An 18493-nucleotide genomic window follows, 5' to 3' on the forward strand; every position below is an offset into this window, starting at 1 on the left:
ACTTATTTTATTTGTCTTGTCCGAATGTAGAAAAGGTCATACACTTTTACTATCTTTAGATTATGGACGGAGACGGTCGGTATGCCTAAAAAAGTATGGCTTCTCGTGATTGGAATGTTTATCAACGTTATGGGCAACTCGTTTCTGTGGCCGCTTAATACAATTTATATGCACGATTATTTAGGGAAGTCGCTTTCTGTTGCTGGACTTGTCCTAATGGCGAATGCAGGAGCGGGTGTCGTGGGCAACTTGCTTGGCGGTTATTTGTTTGACCGGATAGGCGGATTCAAGTCTATCATGGCTGGAATTATTATATCAATCATCGGTCTTGTAGGTCTTGTATTTTGGCATGACTGGCAACCTTACATCTGGTTTTTGACACTTCTAGGTTTCAGTGGAGGCCTAATTTTTCCGAGTATGTATGCCATGGTCGCAACGTTATGGCCGGAGGGTGGCAGGAAAGCCTTCAATTCGATTTACCTTGCTCAAAACGTCGGTGTGGCGATTGGGCCAGCCTTAGCAGGGCTTGTCGCATCTGTTAGTATCGACTATATATTTCCTGCGAACTTAGTGTTTTATGTCATCTTTTTCTTTATCGCTTTCTTCGGTTATCGCAAACTTGAAATTGCGCCTGATCGTCATACAAGTGTCATTAAAGAGAATAAAAAAATTCGTCAAAAAGCACCGTTTTATGCGCTACTTATCATTTCAGGTGGTTATTTGATTATGTGGCTCGTCTATTCCCAGTGGATGACGACAATTTCTACGCATTCATTATCACTTGGTATTTCATTGAAAGAATATAGTTTATTATGGACGATAAACGGTCTGTTGATTGTAATAGGACAGCCAATCATTAAGCCTGTTATCTCCAGGCTGGAAAATAAGATAAAAACACAAATGCTTATCGGGATTGTCATTTTTAGTATTTCTTATATCGTAGTTAGTTTTGCAGCATCATTCACAATGTTCATCGTCGCAATGGTGATTGTAACATTTGGAGAAATGTTTGTGTGGCCAGCTGTACCAACCATTGCGAGCCAGCTTTCGCCTAAAGGAAGAGAAGGATTTTATCAGGGAATTGTCAATTCCTTCGCGACAATGGGGCGGATGTTTGGACCATTCATTGGAGGAATTCTGGCTGACCAATACGGTATGCAAGTGATGCTAGTCATTTTGACGGCATTTATGATTATCCCAATCATCACCAGTTTACTGTACGACCGGCCTATTAAAAAAGCTAATCATCAATCGGAAAGCCACTTATAGGCTTTCCGGTTTTTTTCTATATACTACTATCGTTGCAACATTCGGTAGAGTTTGATTTAATTGAGGTGAAGGATTATTACGTGACTTCCGAATGATTCAAAGGGGGATGTAAAATGAAACCGATTTATTCATCGGCAAAAGAGGCGGTTGCACAGATTAATGATGGTGCAACGCTAATGGTTGGGGGATTTGGGCTAGTAGGGATTCCGGAACAACTCATTTTAGCACTTGTTGAAAAAGGCGTGAAAGACTTAACTGTTATTTCGAATAACTGTGGAGTCGATGAGTGGGGACTTGGACTTCTGTTGAAAAATAAACAGATTAAGAAAATGATAGGCTCATATGTAGGGGAGAATAAAGAATTCGAACGCCAAGTTTTGTCTGGCGAAATCGAAGTTGAATTGACGCCTCAAGGAACACTTGCTGAGAAAATCCGTGCAGGCGGAGCTGGTATACCGGCATTTTTCACGCCGGCCGGTGTTGGAACGCTCGTCGCGGAAGGGAAAGAAATTCGCATATTTGACGGTAAAGAGTACGTTTTGGAAGAAGCGCTTCATGCAGATTTCTCACTTATTCGTGCAGCAAAAGCCGATAAATTTGGTAATTTAATTTACAATAAGACCGCACAAAACTTTAATCCGATGATGGCGGCTGCGGGGAAATTCACAATTGCAGAGGTGGAGGAAATCGTTGAAACGGGTGACCTTGATCCGATGACGATTCATACACCAAGCATTTATGTGCAAGGACTTCTGCAAGCGCAACAAGAAAAACGAATTGAGCGTCTGACGACTCGCTAAGGAAAGGGGAATTGTGCTATGGGAGAAGTGAATGTAAGGGAAAGAATCGCGAGACGGGCTGAAAAGGAAATCGAAGACGGTAACTACGTCAATCTTGGAATTGGTATGCCGACGCTCGTTGCTAACTATATATCGCCTGATAAAACAGTCGTACTTCAATCAGAAAATGGATTGCTGGGCATTGGACCTTATCCGAATGCTGATGAAGTCGATCCGGATCTCATTAATGCTGGAAAAGAAACGGTCACCTCTATCCCAGGTTCGGCATACTTTAACAGTGCTGAATCGTTCGCGATGATTCGCGGAGGACATGTCGATGTTGCCATACTTGGCGCGATGGAAGTGTCTGAAAAAGGTGATTTAGCTAACTGGATGATTCCTGGCAAGATGATCAAAGGAATGGGTGGAGCGATGGACCTAGTTCATGGCGCGCGAAAAATTATCGTCATTATGGATCACGTTGCGAAAGACGGCTCTGCGAAGATTAAGAAAGAATGTTCACTTCCGTTAACAGGGAAAGCGGTCGTTCACAAAATCATTACAGAACGTGCATTAATTGACGTGACACCTGAAGGACTTGAATTGAAAGAAGTCTTTGAAGGTTTCACTATTCAAGAAGTCATCGATTCGACGGAGGCAGTGCTAATTGTTAAGGACGTTATTGAAGACGTAAAATGATTGTTGTTAAAATGACATGATTCGGGTAAACTAATAGCAATAGCTTTGGCATTGATGAGGAATAGTAATCTTTGCTGTCGATTTTAGAGAGCAGGCGGTTGGTGGAAGCCTGTACGACAGAGATGAACTCGCCTTGGAGCCTGCATTGGTGAATTATGTACGACTAACCCGTGCCGTTTTCCGCGTTAAGGAGTCAAGTTGGGCGGTTCTGCCGTCAATTTGGGTGGCACCGCGGGAATTTTACGACTCTCGTCCCTTATTTTTTTAAGGGACGGGAGTTTTTTATTTTGATTCAGCCGGTGTTCATGCACAGGTTGAATCAAAATAAAGCCTCCGGCGGATGTCACAGATTTTGAAGGGAGTGGAAGGCAACTTAAGCTCGCCGTGTCCTGCGGCAACAGTTGCATACCTGCATTCTGCAGGCACACGCTCGATTCGGAATCTGGACGCAATTACGTCAAGGTGCAATTGATTTAAATAGGAGGAATTGTAAATGAGTTATAATCACGGTCAAATTGAGAAGAAGTGGCAACAATACTGGAAAGACAATAAAACATACAAAATGATGGATGATCCGTCAAAACCGAAGTTTTTTGCGCTTGATATGTTCCCTTATCCGTCAGGTGCTGGACTTCACGTGGGGCATCCACTTGGCTATATCGCGACAGATATTTTGAGTTCATTTAAACGTAAGCAAGGTTATAACGTCCTGCATCCGATGGGCTGGGATGCATTTGGTCTTCCAGCAGAACAATACGCGCTTGATACAGGAAATGATCCTGTCGAATTCACAGCGAAGAATATCGCAACGTTCAAGCGTCAAATGAATGATCTTGGTTTTTCGTATGACTGGGATCGTGAAATTAATACGACAGATCCATCTTATTACAAATGGACGCAATGGATTTTCATCCAACTTTACAATAAAGGCTTAGCTTACGTTGACGAAGTTGCTGTGAACTGGTGCCCAGCACTTGGTACGGTTCTTGCGAATGAAGAAGTAATCGACGGCAAGTCAGAACGCGGCGGCCATCCGGTTGAGCGCCGTCCGATGCGCCAATGGGTACTGCGTATTACAAATTATGCAGATCGCTTACTTGAGGATCTTGATGAACTTGATTGGCCGGAAAGCTTGAAAGATATGCAGCGTAACTGGATTGGTCGTTCTGAAGGGGCACAGCTGACGTTTGAAATCGACGGAACAGATCTGTCGTTTGAAGCATTCACAACACGTCCGGATACGATTTTTGGAGCGACGTATGCAGTCCTTGCACCTGAATTAAAACTCGTCGAAAAAGTGACGACTGCCGAACAAAAGGATGCAGTTGAAAAATACCTAAACGAAGTCAAAATGAAGAGTGATCTTGAACGCACGGATCTTGCGAAAGAAAAGACGGGTGTCTTTACGGGAGCTTACGCAATTAATCCTGCAAGCGGCGAAAAGATGCCGATTTGGATTGCGGACTATGTTCTTGCTACTTACGGAACAGGCGCAATCATGGCGGTTCCAGCACATGATGAGCGTGACTATGAGTTTGCAAAAGAATTTGACCTACCAATTATTGAAGTTGTAGCAGGTGGCAACGTATCCGAAGAAGCGTATGTAGGAGATGGAAAACATGTTAATTCAGGTTTCCTTGATGGCTTAGGTAAAGAGGAAGCAATCGAAAAAGCAATCGCATGGTTTGTTGAAAAAGGCAAAGGCGATAAGAAAGTTACATTCCGTCTTCGTGACTGGTTGTTCTCAAGACAACGCTACTGGGGCGAGCCGATTCCAATTATCCATTGGGAAGATGGCACAATGACGCCTGTTGAGGAAGCAGATTTACCGCTTGTATTACCGGTAACGGATAATATCAAACCAAGCGGAACGGGTGAGTCGCCACTTGCAAATATCGAGGAATGGATAAATGTGACTCATCCAGAAACGGGGATGAAAGGTCGTCGCGAAACGAACACGATGCCACAATGGGCGGGTAGCTGCTGGTATTACTTGCGTTATATCGATCCTGATAACGATGAAATGCTTATCGATCCGGAACTTGCAAAACGCTGGTTACCAGTAGATATCTACGTAGGCGGCGCAGAGCATGCGGTTCTACATCTGCTTTACGCACGATTCTGGCATAAAGTGCTTTATGATATCGGAGTTGTTCACACGAAAGAGCCATTCCAAAAATTGTTCAACCAAGGGATGATTCTTGGTGAAGGTAATGAGAAGATGTCGAAATCAAAAGGCAATGTAGTGAATCCAGACGACATCGTTCATTCGCACGGAGCCGATTCACTTCGTCTTTATGAAATGTTCATGGGACCTCTGGAAGGTTCAAAAGCATGGACGACGAATGGCCTTGACGGTGCTCGCCGTTTCCTAGATCGTATTTGGCGCCTATTCGTCAATGAAGATGGATCACTTAGCACGAAAATTGTTGGTAAAACGGGTGGGTCACTTGAGAAAGTTTACCATCAAACAGTGAAAAAGGTGACGGAAGACTTCGAAGGGATGCGTAATAATACAGCAATTTCTCAGATGATGGTCTTCATCAACGAAGGTTATAAAGTCGATTCGATTCCGAAAGAGTATGTCGAAGGCTTTGTCAAAATGATCTCACCGATTATCCCGCATCTTGCTGAAGAGTTATGGGAGAAGTTGGGGCATGCTGATACAATTACGTATGAAAAATGGCCGACATTTGACGCATCAAAGCTTGTCGATGACACAATTGAAATGGCTGTTCAAATCAACGGTAAAGTGCGTGTGAAAATCGTCGTATCGAAAGATGTTACGAAGGATGAACTTGAGAGGCTTGCACTAGAAGATGAAAGTGTGAAAGGACTCCTTAAAGGCAAAGATGTGAAAAAAGTCATCGCGATTCCGGGAAGACTGATTAATATTGTTGCAGTAGGATAAAAAAAGAAAATCCGTGTAAGAGGGTTGTCCCCCTTACACGGATTTTTTGTTGTCCATTTCAAACAATCTGTCGCACAGAATTTCCGAATTCAACGATTATAAATTAGTCGCGTGCTCCCCGGCATTCAACCCAGCAATCCTTCCAGTTACAAGAGCAGAAGTAATATTATACCCGCCAGTATAGCCATGAATATCTAAAATTTCACCACAGAAGTATAGACCTTCTTTCTTGCGTGAACCTAGTGTTTTCGGAACAATTTCTTTTACGGAGACTCCACCGCCTGTGACGAATGCTTTTTCAAGCGGCTGTGTGCCATTGACATTCATCGAGAAAGCTTTCAATAACTTAGCCAGTGCCCTAATCTTTTCTACTAGCATCTGGGCTCCAGTTTCAGCTGGATCAATTGCTGCCCGGTCGAATAAAAACAGCATCCAACGTTCAGGTACAATTCCTTTTAGCACATTCTTCACGGCTTTCGTTGAATCTTCTTTTAAAGTGGTATTAAGCAGTTGGAATACTTTTTCTTCATTTAGATCTGGCAAAGAATCGATTCTCATTTCAACGGGCTTGTCGCCGTTTTTCATACGTTCTTTCACGACGAATTGACTGCAACGTAAAATGGCAGGTCCGCTTAAGCCGAAATGGGTGAACAACATGTCCATTTGATGCGTGATAAGATTCTTACCTTTGGCATTAAGGACGGATACTGCTACATCACGAAGCGCAAGACCTTGTAAATCTTTTGAAAGGATGAAAGGCTCATTTGACAATAAAGGCACTTCCGTTGGATAAAGTTCTGTCACGGTATGACCGGCTTTTTCCGCCCATGGATAACCGTCACCAGTTGAACCGGTTTGAGGAACCGCTTTTCCACCGACTGCAACAACGACAGCATGAGCACGAATTTCCTCGCCTGAATCCAGTTTGACACCTAGAATTTGCTCTTCATTCATCAACAGTTTTTTAACGCGCGTTTCTAATCGCACTTCAACATGTAAGCGATCCATTTCTGTCAGCAATGCATTGACAACATCTTTTGCTTTGTTCGAAACAGGAAACATTCTGCCATGATCTTCTTCTTTCAATGCAACGCCAAGACCTTCAAAAAAACGAATGATGTCTTCATTATTGAAAACTGAGAAGGGACCATATAAAAATCGACCGTTCCCAGGAATGTTTTTAACGATTTCTTCTTGTGAAAGGCGATTTGTAACGTTACAGCGCCCGCCCCCTGAGATTGCCAGTTTAGTGCCAAGTTTTTTACCTTTTTCAAGAAGGAGAACTTTCCTTCCATTTTCAGCAGCAGCAATTGAAGCCATCAATCCTGATGGCCCCCCGCCTATGATGATGACGTCTACATCAATATTATTAGTAGTCATTATGTTATCAAGCCTTTCGGAAATGGATTATTAACTATCAGTTTACCACAGCATTATTGAAAAACAGTAGGGGCGGTCAAAATGGAAGGAAATAGAGCAACGGCATGTGGTACAATAAAATTGATTTTACAATAAAACTTTCAAGAATAATACTATATAGTCGGCTCTTAATAAATAGAATGTTCTTCCAACATCGCTTTGTCGCTTGGTGATGGCCTTACGCAATAAGCCCGTCAGAAGATCACTGTCGGTCTTATTGCGTAAGGCTCACACTTTGTCGCTCCTTCGCTAGATTTGTTCGTTAAACTGGTGAGGGATACCACCTAGTTAATTCTAAATAAGTAAGTGCCGAATATATATATATGTTGAAGTATTGAATACTGTATATGAACTAGCGTAGGCGCCTTACAGGGGTAGCCGAAGCCGTATGACCGGTGGCGGAGGAGCTACCTGGCTTATGGCGAGAGGCATCCCCTAAGCGGTATTCAATGAAATCATCCATTCAAGCTATATAGAAGTGAAATGATGAGAAAGCAGAGTATATCTACTTTGACTAAGAATGGGAAGAGGGTACGGAATGACTAAAGAAGTAAATAGCGAAGTTGAACAGCATGTAAGCCAGCAAGAGGGATATCAAGAGAAATCGTATCCAACGAGCGCGGAGAACGAACAAATAAGACACGATGCTTTCCAACAAAAAGAGTGCCAGCGAATCTACCATAAATTGATTAGCCATGCAGGGGGAATGGATGTTGTGAGAAAAGGTAGGCGATTGATAGCGAAAAAGATCGCTACCACATGCTTCCTAAACGAAACAGAGCCTGACTATGAAGAATTTAAGCAAGGTGTACTGATTGCTAACGAAAACATTAAATTAGTTAGAGATTAATCATCCTGAACTTACCAAGCGGAATGAGACACATACAGAACCAAAATCAGGCTGCCTTTTCTCCATAATCTAGTGGAGATAGGTAGTCTGATTTTTCTTGAATGCAATCTTCGTTATACTATTTTACCTATTGTTTCTTTGGCGACTGCCCACTTAGTTTCACTCGTCTATACGTTTTACTCAATTCATTGTCAGATGATGACACCATATAGAATGGAAATCACACTTTTAGTTTGCCTCTAATATACCCGATTGACGGATATTAATTGTGAAAAGTCTCATCTATAGGGTAAACTGTAAAGTAGATTTAGGGAGAATGGAAGGATCAAACATGTCGTCGAATCTTGTAAAAGGTACCGCCATACTTACGGTGGGGTTGTTTTTATCTAAAGCACTTGGGCTATTATATCTTATTCCACTCTATGCAATAGTTGGGGAAGAAAATATTCCATTATATCAATATGCGTATGTGCCTTATAATATTGCGCTAGCAATCGCAATTTCAGGAGCACCACTTGCAATATCTAAATATGTTTCGAAATACAATGAATTGGGGGATTATGCAACTGGTCGAAAATTGCTGAAATCAGGAATGCTTGTTATGGCGATTACGGGCTTAGTTTCATTTATAACCCTATATTTACTGGCCGAACCAATCGCTAAGCTTGTTCACAGTAGTGATGATCAAACTTTTTCGGTGGATGATGTTGCAGGCGTGATTCGTTGGGTCAGTTATGCACTATTGGCTGTACCACTTATGAGTATTGTTCGTGGTTTTCTGCAAGGATATCAGAAATTTGAACCTACTTCTGTCTCGCAACTTGTCGAACAGATTGTCAGGATCATCGTTGTTCTTGTGGGGGCATTCATTGTCGTCAATGTCTTAGACGGATCGCCAAAAACAGCTGTCAATTTTGCGGTATTCGCGGCATTTATCGGAGCACTGGCAGGTCTTGTAGTCCTCTTTAAATACTGGAAGTCCTACAAACCTGAACTGGACCATCTGTTGGCGAACAGCCCCCCAGCGAGTGATGTTTCTTTCAAAGAGATGTATACGGAAGTATTTGCTTATATTTTGCCGTTTGTTCTTGTCGGAGTAATCAATCCGCTGTATCAGTTCGTCGATATGATTACATTTAATAAAGCCATGTCCTCAATTGGATTTGCCGAAGTAACTGAAACTTATTTAGGTATGTTGAATCTACTGACCCATAAATTTGTTATGATTCCAGTCATGGTTGCGACAGGGTTTTCGATGGCATTGATTCCTGTCATTACAAGTTATTATGTGAAAAAAGATCAAATAGGAATTACGCGTTCACTCGATCAAACATTTCAAATTATGTTGTATTTAACAGTTCCAATGGTCATCGGAATAATTATCTTATCAGATGAACTTTATCAAACCCTTTATAGTAAAAGTACTGTGGGCTCGGAAATATTAGCAAGTTATGCCCCAGTTGCCATTTTGTTTGGTTTATATACGGTGACAGCCGCCATTTTACAAGGTATTGACCGGCATAAATGGATTATATTCACGTCATTACTTGGTCTATTCTTCAAACTCGTACTAAATATACCGCTTATCAAAATGTTTGAAACGAATGGTGCTATTTTAGCGACTTCAATTGGCTATACAGTTGCAGTCGGCATAAATTTAGCCATCATTATAAAAGTCCTTCACTACAGGTCTCGGATGGTATTCAGAAGACTGATTCTCATTGGTATCTTAAATGCCATCATGTTTTTAGTCGTTACATTTACATTGAAAGGACTGACAGTAATCAGTCCTGTTGACGGAAAAATGCAGTCTATCTTGTACATTTTGATTTGTGCTACTGTAGGCGCTGCGATTTACGGTTATCTATCACTTAAAACGGGTCTCGCACAGAAATTATTTGGTGAGCGATTGACTAGATTTACGAAGAAATTAGGCTTTTAGGAGGAACATAATGCGTTTAGATAAATTGTTGTCCAACATGGGATACGGTACTCGGAAAGAAGTTAAGAAATTGATGAAAAAAGGTGCTGTCCGGGTTAATGCAGAGCCGGTGAAAGATGCGGCTTTTCATGTCGATACAGTGAAGGATGAAGTAACCATACTTGGTGAAAAAGTCATCTATAAAGAATTTATGTACCTGATGATGAACAAGCCGCAGGAGGTATTATCTGCAACTGAAGATAAAAGGGACCAGACAGTTATTGATTTATTAGACTCAGAATATAACATTTTTGAACTGTTTCCTGTTGGCAGGTTGGATAAAGATACAGAAGGTTTTCTGTTGCTAACGAATGATGGAAAGCTTGCGCATAACTTATTGTCACCTAAAAAAGGTGTGCCGAAAACGTATTATGCCCATATTGAAGGTATTGTTACAGAAGAGGATACCGAGCGGTTTTCAGAGGGCGTTATTCTGGATGATGGATATGAGACAAAGCCTGGTCAGTTGCGCATTTTGAAATCAGCCGACATTTCCGAAATCGAATTGACGATTACGGAAGGGAAATACCATCAAGTGAAACGAATGTTTGAAGCAGTTGGTAAGCAAGTTATTTATTTAAAACGTTTATCAATGGGGCCCTTATCTTTGGATGAAAGCCTAGCGCTTGGGTCATACCGGGAATTGACGGAAGAGGAATTACAGCAACTTGTGCAGATTACTGAAAAATAAAAAGGGCTGAGCCGTTTGAAAGAATACGGTTCAGCTCTTTATTTTCGTCCAAACCGCAGGCGCCAGCCCCAGTGCATACGGAATGCAGGTACTGGAACTAGCGCCTCACGCTTTTCTAGGTTATGTGCGGGTCATGAAGATAATTTCACTTTTTTTGCTGTCGTCGTCCATTTACCGCGTACCGGGCTTATAATAAGCTCGTTGTATTCCAGGACGTTTAAGTCCCTTTGTACCGTACGGTGAGTGATGCCAAATTCTTCGACCAGGTTTTCGGTAGTTACAGTACCATTATCAAGGATATAAAAGTAGATATCCTTGATGCGTGTAAGCATACGATCAGTTGCAGGTTTCAAGTGTGGAATCACCCCTTCATCTTCATTTTCCAAAAATTTTGGTCATGAGACTTATGAATGTTGCCTAAAGCACGTTGAAATTATCCCTGACGACGCACATCCTTTCGAAAAAGTTGAAAAGTCAGATTAAACCTTCTGACAATACTAGTATAGCGTATTTCCCTGAAGATTGCATGAGTTTTTTGTAAAGAGTCTGTAAAAGAGGATTCCTCTTTATTTTCTTGGGCTAACGTGTGAAAATAGACTTATTGTGAAAGAAGGTGCCTTGAATGTTTAATTGGGAAAATGAAGCTTTGAAAAGGCGAGAATCTCTACTAACTGATTTACAAAGTTTAATTGCCATTCCTTCTGTGCTTGATGAAAGCGCAGCTACTGAAGATTTACCATTTGGACCAGAACCAAAGCGCGCGCTCGACTGGATTTTAGAAGAAGGTCGCAAAGCGGGAATGATTGTGAAAAATATAGACAATATGGCGGGACATATTGAGATGGGTGAAGGGGATGAACTCATCGGAATCCTTTGCCACGTTGATGTCGTACCAGCGGGTAGTAATTGGATACATGAGCCGTTTGGCGGTGCTATCGAGGACGGCAAGCTGTTTGGTCGCGGTGCTATTGACGATAAAGGACCGACTATAGCGGCATGGCATGCTATGAAAATGGTCCGGGACTCAGGTATCACAATGAACAAACGAGTGCGGCTCATTATTGGAACAGACGAAGAGAGTGGTTTTCGTTGTGTGAATCGCTATTTTAAAAAAGAGGAAATGCCGGCTATTGGATTTGCACCAGATGCAGACTTCCCAATTATTAACGCTGAAAAAGGAATTGCTTCTATCCTATTTAGGCAAAAGGTGATAACTGCGGATGGACAGCTTCTGTTATTTAAGTCAGGAAATCGAACAAATATGGTGCCGGATTATGCAGAGGCTCACTTGGCAGAGGAAGTTGAATTCAACAATGAACAGTTCATTACGTTTTTAAATATTCATGGCGTCACAGGGGGAGTTTCCACGGATGGTCGTAAAACCGTCATTAGTTTGAATGGGAAATCAGCTCACGCGATGGAACCAGATAATGGTGTCAATGCCGCTGTACTTCTAGCTTCTTTCTTGAATCGGATTTTAAAAGAAGGTCCATCAAAAGACTTTACACAATTCATGTTTGATGCATTTGCTAATGAATCTAGAGGGCTTTTCTTAGGTTTGGCATTCAATGATGAAATGTCAGGTGATACGACGCTGAATGCGGGTATCGTGACATACAATCCCGAAAGCGGTGGGGAAATTAACGTTAGTCTGCGTTATTCAGTTAGCTATCTGTTTGAAGAGAAAATGACGACATGTATGAAACGGTTAAAGGAAACACCTTTTTCAGTCGATATCGGATCGAACTCTGCACCGCATTATGTGGATGCAAATGACCCCCTTATTCGGACGTTGCAAGAAGTGTATACTGATCATACCGGTGAACATGCTGAGTTACTGGCAATCGGGGGAGGCACATACGCGCGTGTCCTTGAAAAAGGGGTTGCTTTTGGAATGCTATTTCCTGGTAGGGAAGATGTAGCTCATCAGGCAGATGAATATGTATATATAGATGATTTAGTGAAGGCAACTGGGATCTATGCAGATGCAATTAGCCGACTCGTATCTGAAAGAACGGAAGGGGAATAAGGATGACAGTATATTTTATGGATGGACAGTTTACAGAACGTGATGGATTAGCTATTTCGATTGAGGATCGCGGTTATTATTTTGGCGATGGTGTGTATGAAGTAATTAAAGTATATGGTGGGGAATTATACACTGCGGAAGAACATATAGAACGTTTATTTCAAAGTGCTACGAAGATAAAGATGACAATTCCCTATGCTGAAGTGCAGTTGATGGAAATTGCTCGTGAATTAGTGGCGAAAAATAACATTTTGGTTGGACACATTTATATCCAAGTGACACGTGGATCCGCACCAAGACTTCACCAATTCCCTAATCCGGCAGTACCCCCAGTCGTGACAGGATATGCAATTAACAACCCAAGACCGATGGCGGGCATAGAAAACGGAGTCGGGGTCAAGTCAGTGGAAGATGTCCGTTGGTTGCGTTGCGATATTAAAAGTCTTAACTTACTTGGCAATGTTCTCGCTAAGCAAGAGGCGCATGAGGCGGGTTGTATAGAGGCATTGCTTCACCGTGACGGTGTTGTCACGGAAGGTTCTGCGTCGAATGTGTTTGGGGTAAAGGATGGAATAGTCTATACTCATCCTGTAACAAATCTTATTTTGAATGGCATTACACGGCAGGTTGTTCTAGGACTATGTGAAGAACAAGGAATTCCTGTCGTCGAGAAATCATTTACACTAGATGAAGCTTTTGAAATGGATGAATTTATCTTAACGTCAACAACATCTGAAGTGACACCAGTCATTTCAATCGACGGGCGTCCTGTAGGCTCGGGACTAGTAGGACCATTGACAAAGAACTTACAAAAAGCATTCAACTTGCAAATCCCGTCTTTCATTGCGGGTGAATAATAGCGAACAGTATGTGATCGGAGTGAATGGACATGGCGCAACTTGTTAAACTGCTTGACTATGTCTCCCGTTACGAACAAGATCTTACGCGTTACCCTTCGCAGTATATCCGATTAAAAAGGTATCAATGGGAACGTATGAAGACCCAGTGGGAAAGTGGAGCGGATTTATCAGAATGGCAACAGGAGATTAAAGAGGTAGAAGAACCGCAAGAGAGCAAATGGTTTTCACCTCTACTCCGGGTCTTCGGTCAACGTAAGGATGTTGAGGCAGAGCAAGATCACGACAATCGCGTAGATGAAAAAAGTGATGAAGAAAATTTTGGATTTAGCCCAAATCTGATTCATAATCCATCAAGTCTTGAGCATTTAAGGAGACTGTATTTGGAACAACTTTTTCATTTTCAAATCAAGTGGGCAAGTTCGACGTTAATGGACAAGTCAAGAGTGGATTCGCGTTTTTTCCGAGATTCACTTTTAAGAAGTTTCGCTCAGAATCTTCCGGATAATTATTTATTGTTTTATTATCCAATCTTGCTTCTGAAGAAAGCGCCTGTTGAACTAGACATTATCATTGTGACACCTGTTGAATGCATGTGTATTACGGTACTTGAGAAAGAGGACGTTGCAGCGTTTAGCGGGAGCGGGGACAGATTCTGGTTAAAGAAGCTTGGGAAAAAAGAAACGAAATTTCTTAGTCCGCTCATCGCCCTGAACAGAACTGAAAAGATTATTTCAAGTATATTTAAAGCACAAGAAATCGATTTTCCTATACGGAAATATTTGATTTCACGTAACGGGTATATCGACCATCCAGGTTCTGCGTTTGATGTTGAAATTATCGATAGACGGTCCTATGATGACTGGTTTTCTGTACTTCAGAAATTGCCTGTTCCAATGAAATCTACGCAATTCAAGGCGGGCCAGGCAATACTTGACTTGGGGCAAACTACATCAATAAGTAGATTATTTGGTGAAGATGAGGAACAACAATCAGAAGAAGATTAATTACCTATAAATAGAAAAGAGTGTATACAATGCGACTTCGTAATAAACCATGGGCAAGAGACTACATGGCAGAACACCCGGATATCCTATTAGCAGAACCAGAAAAAATGATGAATGGTTGGCATACCCTTTTTGGTAATGAAAACCCAATACACATTGAAGTTGGGTCAGGTATGGGGCAATTTGTCATCGGCATGGCGATTGCCAACCCTAATGTGAATTATATTGGCATAGAGCATTTTGACAATGTTATCGTATCTGCGCTAGAAAAGGCGGTTGAAGCAGAAAAGCCGTCAAATTTAAAACTGTTTCGTGCAAATGGAATGGACCTTACGAAAATCTTCCACAAAGGGGAAATAAATAGGGTATATTTAAACTTTTCCGATCCGTGGCCGAAAACGAGAAATGCTAAAAGAAGACTAACGCATGAAACGTTTTTAAAGCTGTACGAAGAAGTACTTGCTGAAGGTGGGGAAATTCACTTCAAAACAGATAATCGTCTGTTGTTCGAATACTCACTTGTCTCAATGTCGGAGTACGGCATGAAGCTAGGCTATGTATCGCTTGATTTGCATGCAGAAATGCCAGAAGATAATATTATGACGGAATATGAAGAGAAATTTTCTGCAAAAGGACACCCGATATACAGGCTTGAATCTCAATTTACTAATTCATAATCGTATTAGACAAGGGAATGGGAGGATGTTTCTGTGGATACATATACATTTCATGATATGACGTTGAGGTGGCTAGATGGTAGTGGGAATTATCTAGACGGCGGGACGATGTTTGGAGTTGTTCCAAAAGCACTTTGGTCAAGGCGATACGAAGCTGATGAACAAAATCGCATCAAGATGAGAAACGATCCGATTTTTATTCAGTATGAAGGTAAAAACATATTGATTGACACGGGGCATGGAAAAGGAAAACTCAGTGAGAAAATGATGAAAAATCTGGGCATTGTTGAAGAGACAAAGGTTGAGGGGAACCTTGCTGAGCTCAGTTTGTCACCGGAAAACATTGATATTATTCTTATGACACACATGCATAATGACCATGCAGCGGGTTTGACAGAATGGCGTGAAGGGAATCTTGTTTCTGTTTTCCCGAATGCTGAAATTTACGTTTCGAAAACCGAATGGGATGAAATGCGTAATCCGAATATCCGATCCAGGAATACATACTTAAAAGAAAACTGGGAGCCTGTTCAGCTACAGGTGAAGACTTTCGAGGGAAGCATTACGATCATGCCGGGAATTGAAATGATCCATACAGGCGGTCATAGTGATGGTCATAGCGTTATCAAATTGACTCAGAACGACGAAACGATTCTTCATATGGCTGATATTATGCCTACACAAGCACATAGTAACCCGTTGTGGGTTCTGGCTTTTGATGATTACCCGATGACGTCAATTTTTGCTAAAGAAAAGTTGATGAAAGAGGCACTTGCAGGTGGATATAGATTCACATTTTACCATGATGCTTATTATCGACTTGTTAAATGGGATACAAGTGGCAAAGAAATCATTGAATCCGTTAAGGTTACTATTTAATAAAAAAACCGTCACAATTCCAGTGGAATCCGGAATTGTGACGGTTTTTTAAAAGAAAAGAAAGTAAACTTTTTTTCGACTTAGAAATGTGTCTATACTTCAGGCGCCAGCCGCTTGGAGGCCCACAGGATGTGGGTCACGTAGCCATTGCCGCAGGACGCGGCTTACTTAGGCTACGTTCCTTGAAAGCAATCCAGCTATGTGGCAAAGAGCGCCACGACGCTTGGTCGACTTATGCCTGTCGCGTCCAGAAGGCGCCTTGCGCTTTTCTTAGTTATGCTTTTATCAGTTCAACGACTGTACCCGTTTTTGCATCTGCTGCAAATTCAAATTGTTCCAGTTCGCCTTCTTTAATACGTGATATACCACCGCGGTAAACGTCCATAGTAATGACGTTGTTCTTGAATGGTTCAGTTTTCATGACGATCCATGAACCATCTATCGGACCTTCATTTTTAAAAGCATCTTTAATTGTGTTTAGAACAGAGTCTGCCGAAACGTTCTGATTTACTCGATCGATAGTTTCACTGACTACAATACCAGCCGCAACACCCGTTAATACACCTGCTAGGAAATCTGTTAATTTCATTCTTTTTACCCCCTATATCGGTATTTCAAACAGTGTACCACAATATTAGTTAGCTTTGCGAAGCTAGTCTATTGAAATGATAATTCGTAATCCGAATTAAATGATGGAAAGTTTCTGAATAATCGACTACACTAATTACAGTAGGTACATACATAAAAAGTGGGAGGAACTATTTAATGCAAAAAGATACACTTGAAATGTTTAGGACGTTGACAGAACTTCCGGGTGCGCCGGGTAATGAACACGCGGTACGTAGATATATGCGTGAAGAACTTGGAAAGTACTCTGATGAATTGATCCAAGATAACCTCGGTGGTATTTTTGGCGTTAGAAAAGGGCCTGAAGATGGCCCACGGATAATGGTTGCTGGTCATATGGATGAAGTTGGATTTATGGTTAGTCAAATTACGGATAACGGAATGATTCGTTTCCAACCACTTGGCGGATGGTGGAGCCAAGTACTGCTAGCGCAGCGCGTTGAAATTATTACGGATAGCGGTCCAATTATCGGTGTCATTGGCTCGATTCCACCACATCTACTAAGTGATGGAGTGCGCAATAAACCAATGGATATAAAAAACATGCTTATCGATATTGGTGCAGACGATAAAGAAGATGCGAAGAAAATCGGCATTCGTCCGGGTCAGCAAATTGTTCCAGTTAGCCCGTTCACTCCAATGGCGAATGACAAAAAAATACTTGCTAAAGCTTGGGATAATCGCTACGGCTGCGGACTTGCAATCGAATTATTAAAAGAAGTGCATGGCGAAAAATTGCCGAATAACTTGTACTCCGGGGCAAATGTTCTGGAGGAAGTCGGACTTCGTGGTGCTGCGGCAGCTGCAACGATGATCAATCCGGATTTATTCTTTGCGCTTGATGCAAGTCCAGCAAATGATGCAACAGGAGACAAAAATGAATTCGGTCAACTTGGGAAAGGGACATTACTCCGTATTTTTGACCGTTCGATGATAACCCACCGCGGTATGCGCGAATTTATCCTTGATATGGCAGAAACACATAATATTCCTTATCAGTACTTCATCTCGCAGGGGGGGACGGATGCAGGACGGGTCCATACGTCGAATGAAGGCGTTCCTAGTGCGGTCATTGGTATTTGTTCACGATACATTCATACATCGGGATCTATCATCCACACGGATGACTACGCAGCAGCGAAAGAGCTTCTTGTGAAACTTGTTAAGGCGTGTGATAAGACAACAGTAGAAACGATTAAAGGAAACGTATAATCTGAAATCCGTCCTTACGCTGTTAAATGGCGTAGAGGACGGTTTTCTATTTGGAAGAATGGAGGAGAATAAGAATGGAATTTATGATAGGATCTACGAATCCCGCAAAAGTGAAAGCAGTCAAGGAGGTTTTGACAATTCATTTTCCGCAGGCACTTCTTGTTGAGACCGAAGTAGGGTCAGGTGTTTCAGGCCAGCCTTTTGGTGATGATGAAACTAGGCTTGGTGCTATTAATCGTGCATTACGAGCAGCAGGATCGAAAGCGGGTGCAATCGGAATCGGACTAGAGGGCGGCGTCCGAATTCTTGAGGGACAAATGTTTCTATGTAACTGGGGTGCGTTGACGCTGCCTGACGGGACAAGGTTCACGGCGGGGGGCGCACAGATTCCATTACCGAATGAAATTGCAGATGAGTTGATGGCGGGGAAAGAACTGGGACCAGTTGTTGATACTTATTTCAAATCGAGTGGTATCCGGATGAAAGAAGGGACTATCGGTATGTTGACTGCGAACGCGGTGAAACGTGATGAGTTATTCGTACATATTTTACAGCTCTTGATAGGACAATATAAATACCATCTGCAATCTCAGTAAATCTCGACGT

At 41.9% G+C, this 18493-nt stretch carries 17 protein-coding genes and 1 other annotated feature; of the genes, 14 read left to right on the forward strand and 3 right to left on the reverse strand.

Translation table 11 applies throughout. The features are described 5' to 3' along the window. Positions 1 to 81: 81 nt before the first annotated feature. From I2483_RS16215 to leuS, 4 genes are all read left to right on the forward strand, one after another. A complete protein-coding gene (locus I2483_RS16215; protein ID WP_207278141.1) occupies positions 82 to 1269 on the forward strand; it encodes an MDR family MFS transporter in 1188 nt (395 codons plus the stop codon). A gap of 113 nt (positions 1270 to 1382) precedes the next feature. Further along, entirely contained in the window at positions 1383 to 2069 is a 687-nt protein-coding gene (locus I2483_RS16220) for a CoA transferase subunit A (protein WP_207278142.1), read from the forward strand. Between the two features lie 18 nt (positions 2070 to 2087). After that, complete coding sequence (locus tag I2483_RS16225; protein WP_207278143.1) at positions 2088 to 2747, forward strand: 3-oxoacid CoA-transferase subunit B; 660 nt, start codon at positions 2088 to 2090, stop codon at positions 2745 to 2747. A 42-nt stretch (positions 2748 to 2789) separates the two neighbouring features. Next, positions 2790 to 3007 (forward strand) — a binding site (T-box leader). Between the two features lie 233 nt (positions 3008 to 3240). Continuing rightward, positions 3241 to 5658 (forward strand): leucine--tRNA ligase, encoded by a 2418-nt coding sequence (gene leuS / locus I2483_RS16230; protein WP_207278144.1) that lies wholly within the window; start codon positions 3241 to 3243, stop codon positions 5656 to 5658. Positions 5659 to 5754: 96 nt separating this feature from the next. On the opposite strand, the gene I2483_RS16235 is transcribed toward leuS, so the two are convergent. Next, the gene (locus tag I2483_RS16235; protein WP_207278145.1) at positions 5755 to 7038 is read right to left on the reverse strand and encodes a BaiN/RdsA family NAD(P)/FAD-dependent oxidoreductase; all 1284 of its coding nucleotides are present in this window, start codon (positions 7036 to 7038) and stop codon (positions 5755 to 5757) included. Between the two features lie 577 nt (positions 7039 to 7615). On the opposite strand from I2483_RS16235, the gene I2483_RS16240 reads away from it, so the two are divergent. The 3 genes from I2483_RS16240 to I2483_RS16250 all read left to right on the forward strand — a co-directional run bounded on the left by I2483_RS16240 (position 7616) and on the right by I2483_RS16250 (position 10599). Then, positions 7616 to 7927: a hypothetical protein gene (locus I2483_RS16240; protein ID WP_207278146.1), complete on the forward strand. Its 312-nt coding sequence runs from the start codon at positions 7616 to 7618 to the stop codon at positions 7925 to 7927. A 331-nt stretch (positions 7928 to 8258) separates the two neighbouring features. Next, complete coding sequence (locus I2483_RS16245) at positions 8259 to 9869, forward strand: putative polysaccharide biosynthesis protein (protein ID WP_207278147.1); 1611 nt, start codon at positions 8259 to 8261, stop codon at positions 9867 to 9869. A gap of 10 nt (positions 9870 to 9879) precedes the next feature. Further along, positions 9880 to 10599 carry a pseudouridine synthase gene (locus tag I2483_RS16250; protein WP_186669934.1) on the forward strand — a complete coding sequence of 240 codons (720 nt, stop codon included), beginning with the start codon at positions 9880 to 9882 and terminating at the stop codon, positions 10597 to 10599. 131 nt (positions 10600 to 10730) lie between these two features. Here the strand turns inward: I2483_RS16250 and I2483_RS16255 are convergent, their stop codons facing one another. Further along, positions 10731 to 10952 carry a DeoR family transcriptional regulator gene (locus tag I2483_RS16255; RefSeq protein WP_186669936.1) on the reverse strand — a complete coding sequence of 74 codons (222 nt, stop codon included), beginning with the start codon at positions 10950 to 10952 and terminating at the stop codon, positions 10731 to 10733. Positions 10953 to 11221: 269 nt separating this feature from the next. Between I2483_RS16255 and pepV the strand changes: the two genes are divergently transcribed. Genes pepV through I2483_RS16280 form a run of 5 tightly spaced genes read left to right on the forward strand, consistent with a single transcriptional unit; the run spans position 11222 to position 16048 of the window. Next, positions 11222 to 12628 (forward strand): dipeptidase PepV, encoded by a 1407-nt coding sequence (gene pepV / locus I2483_RS16260; protein ID WP_207278148.1) that lies wholly within the window; start codon positions 11222 to 11224, stop codon positions 12626 to 12628. A 2-nt stretch (positions 12629 to 12630) separates the two neighbouring features. Further along, complete coding sequence (dat, locus tag I2483_RS16265) at positions 12631 to 13485, forward strand: D-amino-acid transaminase (RefSeq protein ID WP_207278149.1); 855 nt, start codon at positions 12631 to 12633, stop codon at positions 13483 to 13485. A 32-nt stretch (positions 13486 to 13517) separates the two neighbouring features. Next, positions 13518 to 14492 carry a nuclease-related domain-containing protein gene (locus tag I2483_RS16270; RefSeq protein WP_186669953.1) on the forward strand — a complete coding sequence of 325 codons (975 nt, stop codon included), beginning with the start codon at positions 13518 to 13520 and terminating at the stop codon, positions 14490 to 14492. 29 nt (positions 14493 to 14521) lie between these two features. Beyond that, positions 14522 to 15169 carry a tRNA (guanosine(46)-N7)-methyltransferase TrmB gene (trmB, locus tag I2483_RS16275; RefSeq protein WP_186669955.1) on the forward strand — a complete coding sequence of 216 codons (648 nt, stop codon included), beginning with the start codon at positions 14522 to 14524 and terminating at the stop codon, positions 15167 to 15169. A gap of 33 nt (positions 15170 to 15202) precedes the next feature. Next, positions 15203 to 16048: a YtnP family quorum-quenching lactonase gene (locus I2483_RS16280; RefSeq protein ID WP_207278150.1), complete on the forward strand. Its 846-nt coding sequence runs from the start codon at positions 15203 to 15205 to the stop codon at positions 16046 to 16048. 274 nt (positions 16049 to 16322) lie between these two features. On the opposite strand, the gene I2483_RS16285 is transcribed toward I2483_RS16280, so the two are convergent. Beyond that, on the reverse strand, positions 16323 to 16637 hold the full coding sequence (locus I2483_RS16285; RefSeq protein WP_207278151.1) for a hypothetical protein: 315 nt from the start codon (positions 16635 to 16637) through the stop codon (positions 16323 to 16325). Positions 16638 to 16813: 176 nt separating this feature from the next. Between I2483_RS16285 and I2483_RS16290 the strand changes: the two genes are divergently transcribed. Together I2483_RS16290 and I2483_RS16295 are read left to right on the forward strand one after the other, a co-directional pair. Then, positions 16814 to 17887, forward strand: a complete 1074-nt coding sequence (locus tag I2483_RS16290) for a M42 family metallopeptidase (RefSeq protein ID WP_207278152.1) — start codon at positions 16814 to 16816, stop codon at positions 17885 to 17887. A gap of 74 nt (positions 17888 to 17961) precedes the next feature. After that, positions 17962 to 18483, forward strand: a complete 522-nt coding sequence (locus tag I2483_RS16295; RefSeq protein WP_207278153.1) for a DUF84 family protein — start codon at positions 17962 to 17964, stop codon at positions 18481 to 18483. The last annotated feature ends 10 nt before the right edge of the window (positions 18484 to 18493 follow it).

It is taken from the genome of Sporosarcina sp. E16_3, assembly GCF_017347125.1.
GTDB lineage: Bacteria > Bacillota > Bacilli > Bacillales_A > Planococcaceae > Sporosarcina.

What these genes read in the sequence shown, in the direction of transcription:
- I2483_RS16215 (WP_207278141.1), top strand. Translation starts at nt 82, where the DNA reads ATGCCTAAAAAAGTATGGCTTCTCGTGATTGGAATGTTTATCAACGTT.
- I2483_RS16220 (WP_207278142.1), top strand. Translation starts at nt 1,383, where the DNA reads ATGAAACCGATTTATTCATCGGCAAAAGAGGCGGTTGCACAGATTAAT.
- I2483_RS16225 (WP_207278143.1), top strand. Translation starts at nt 2,088, where the DNA reads ATGGGAGAAGTGAATGTAAGGGAAAGAATCGCGAGACGGGCTGAAAAG.
- leuS (WP_207278144.1), top strand. Translation starts at nt 3,241, where the DNA reads ATGAGTTATAATCACGGTCAAATTGAGAAGAAGTGGCAACAATACTGG.
- I2483_RS16235 (WP_207278145.1), bottom strand. Translation starts at nt 7,038, where the DNA reads ATGACTACTAATAATATTGATGTAGACGTCATCATCATAGGCGGGGGG.
- I2483_RS16240 (WP_207278146.1), top strand. Translation starts at nt 7,616, where the DNA reads ATGACTAAAGAAGTAAATAGCGAAGTTGAACAGCATGTAAGCCAGCAA.
- I2483_RS16245 (WP_207278147.1), top strand. Translation starts at nt 8,259, where the DNA reads ATGTCGTCGAATCTTGTAAAAGGTACCGCCATACTTACGGTGGGGTTG.
- I2483_RS16250 (WP_186669934.1), top strand. Translation starts at nt 9,880, where the DNA reads ATGCGTTTAGATAAATTGTTGTCCAACATGGGATACGGTACTCGGAAA.
- pepV (WP_207278148.1), top strand. Translation starts at nt 11,222, where the DNA reads ATGTTTAATTGGGAAAATGAAGCTTTGAAAAGGCGAGAATCTCTACTA.
- dat (WP_207278149.1), top strand. Translation starts at nt 12,631, where the DNA reads ATGACAGTATATTTTATGGATGGACAGTTTACAGAACGTGATGGATTA.
- I2483_RS16270 (WP_186669953.1), top strand. Translation starts at nt 13,518, where the DNA reads ATGGCGCAACTTGTTAAACTGCTTGACTATGTCTCCCGTTACGAACAA.
- trmB (WP_186669955.1), top strand. Translation starts at nt 14,522, where the DNA reads ATGCGACTTCGTAATAAACCATGGGCAAGAGACTACATGGCAGAACAC.
- I2483_RS16285 (WP_207278151.1), bottom strand. Translation starts at nt 16,637, where the DNA reads ATGAAATTAACAGATTTCCTAGCAGGTGTATTAACGGGTGTTGCGGCT.
- I2483_RS16290 (WP_207278152.1), top strand. Translation starts at nt 16,814, where the DNA reads ATGCAAAAAGATACACTTGAAATGTTTAGGACGTTGACAGAACTTCCG.
- I2483_RS16295 (WP_207278153.1), top strand. Translation starts at nt 17,962, where the DNA reads ATGGAATTTATGATAGGATCTACGAATCCCGCAAAAGTGAAAGCAGTC.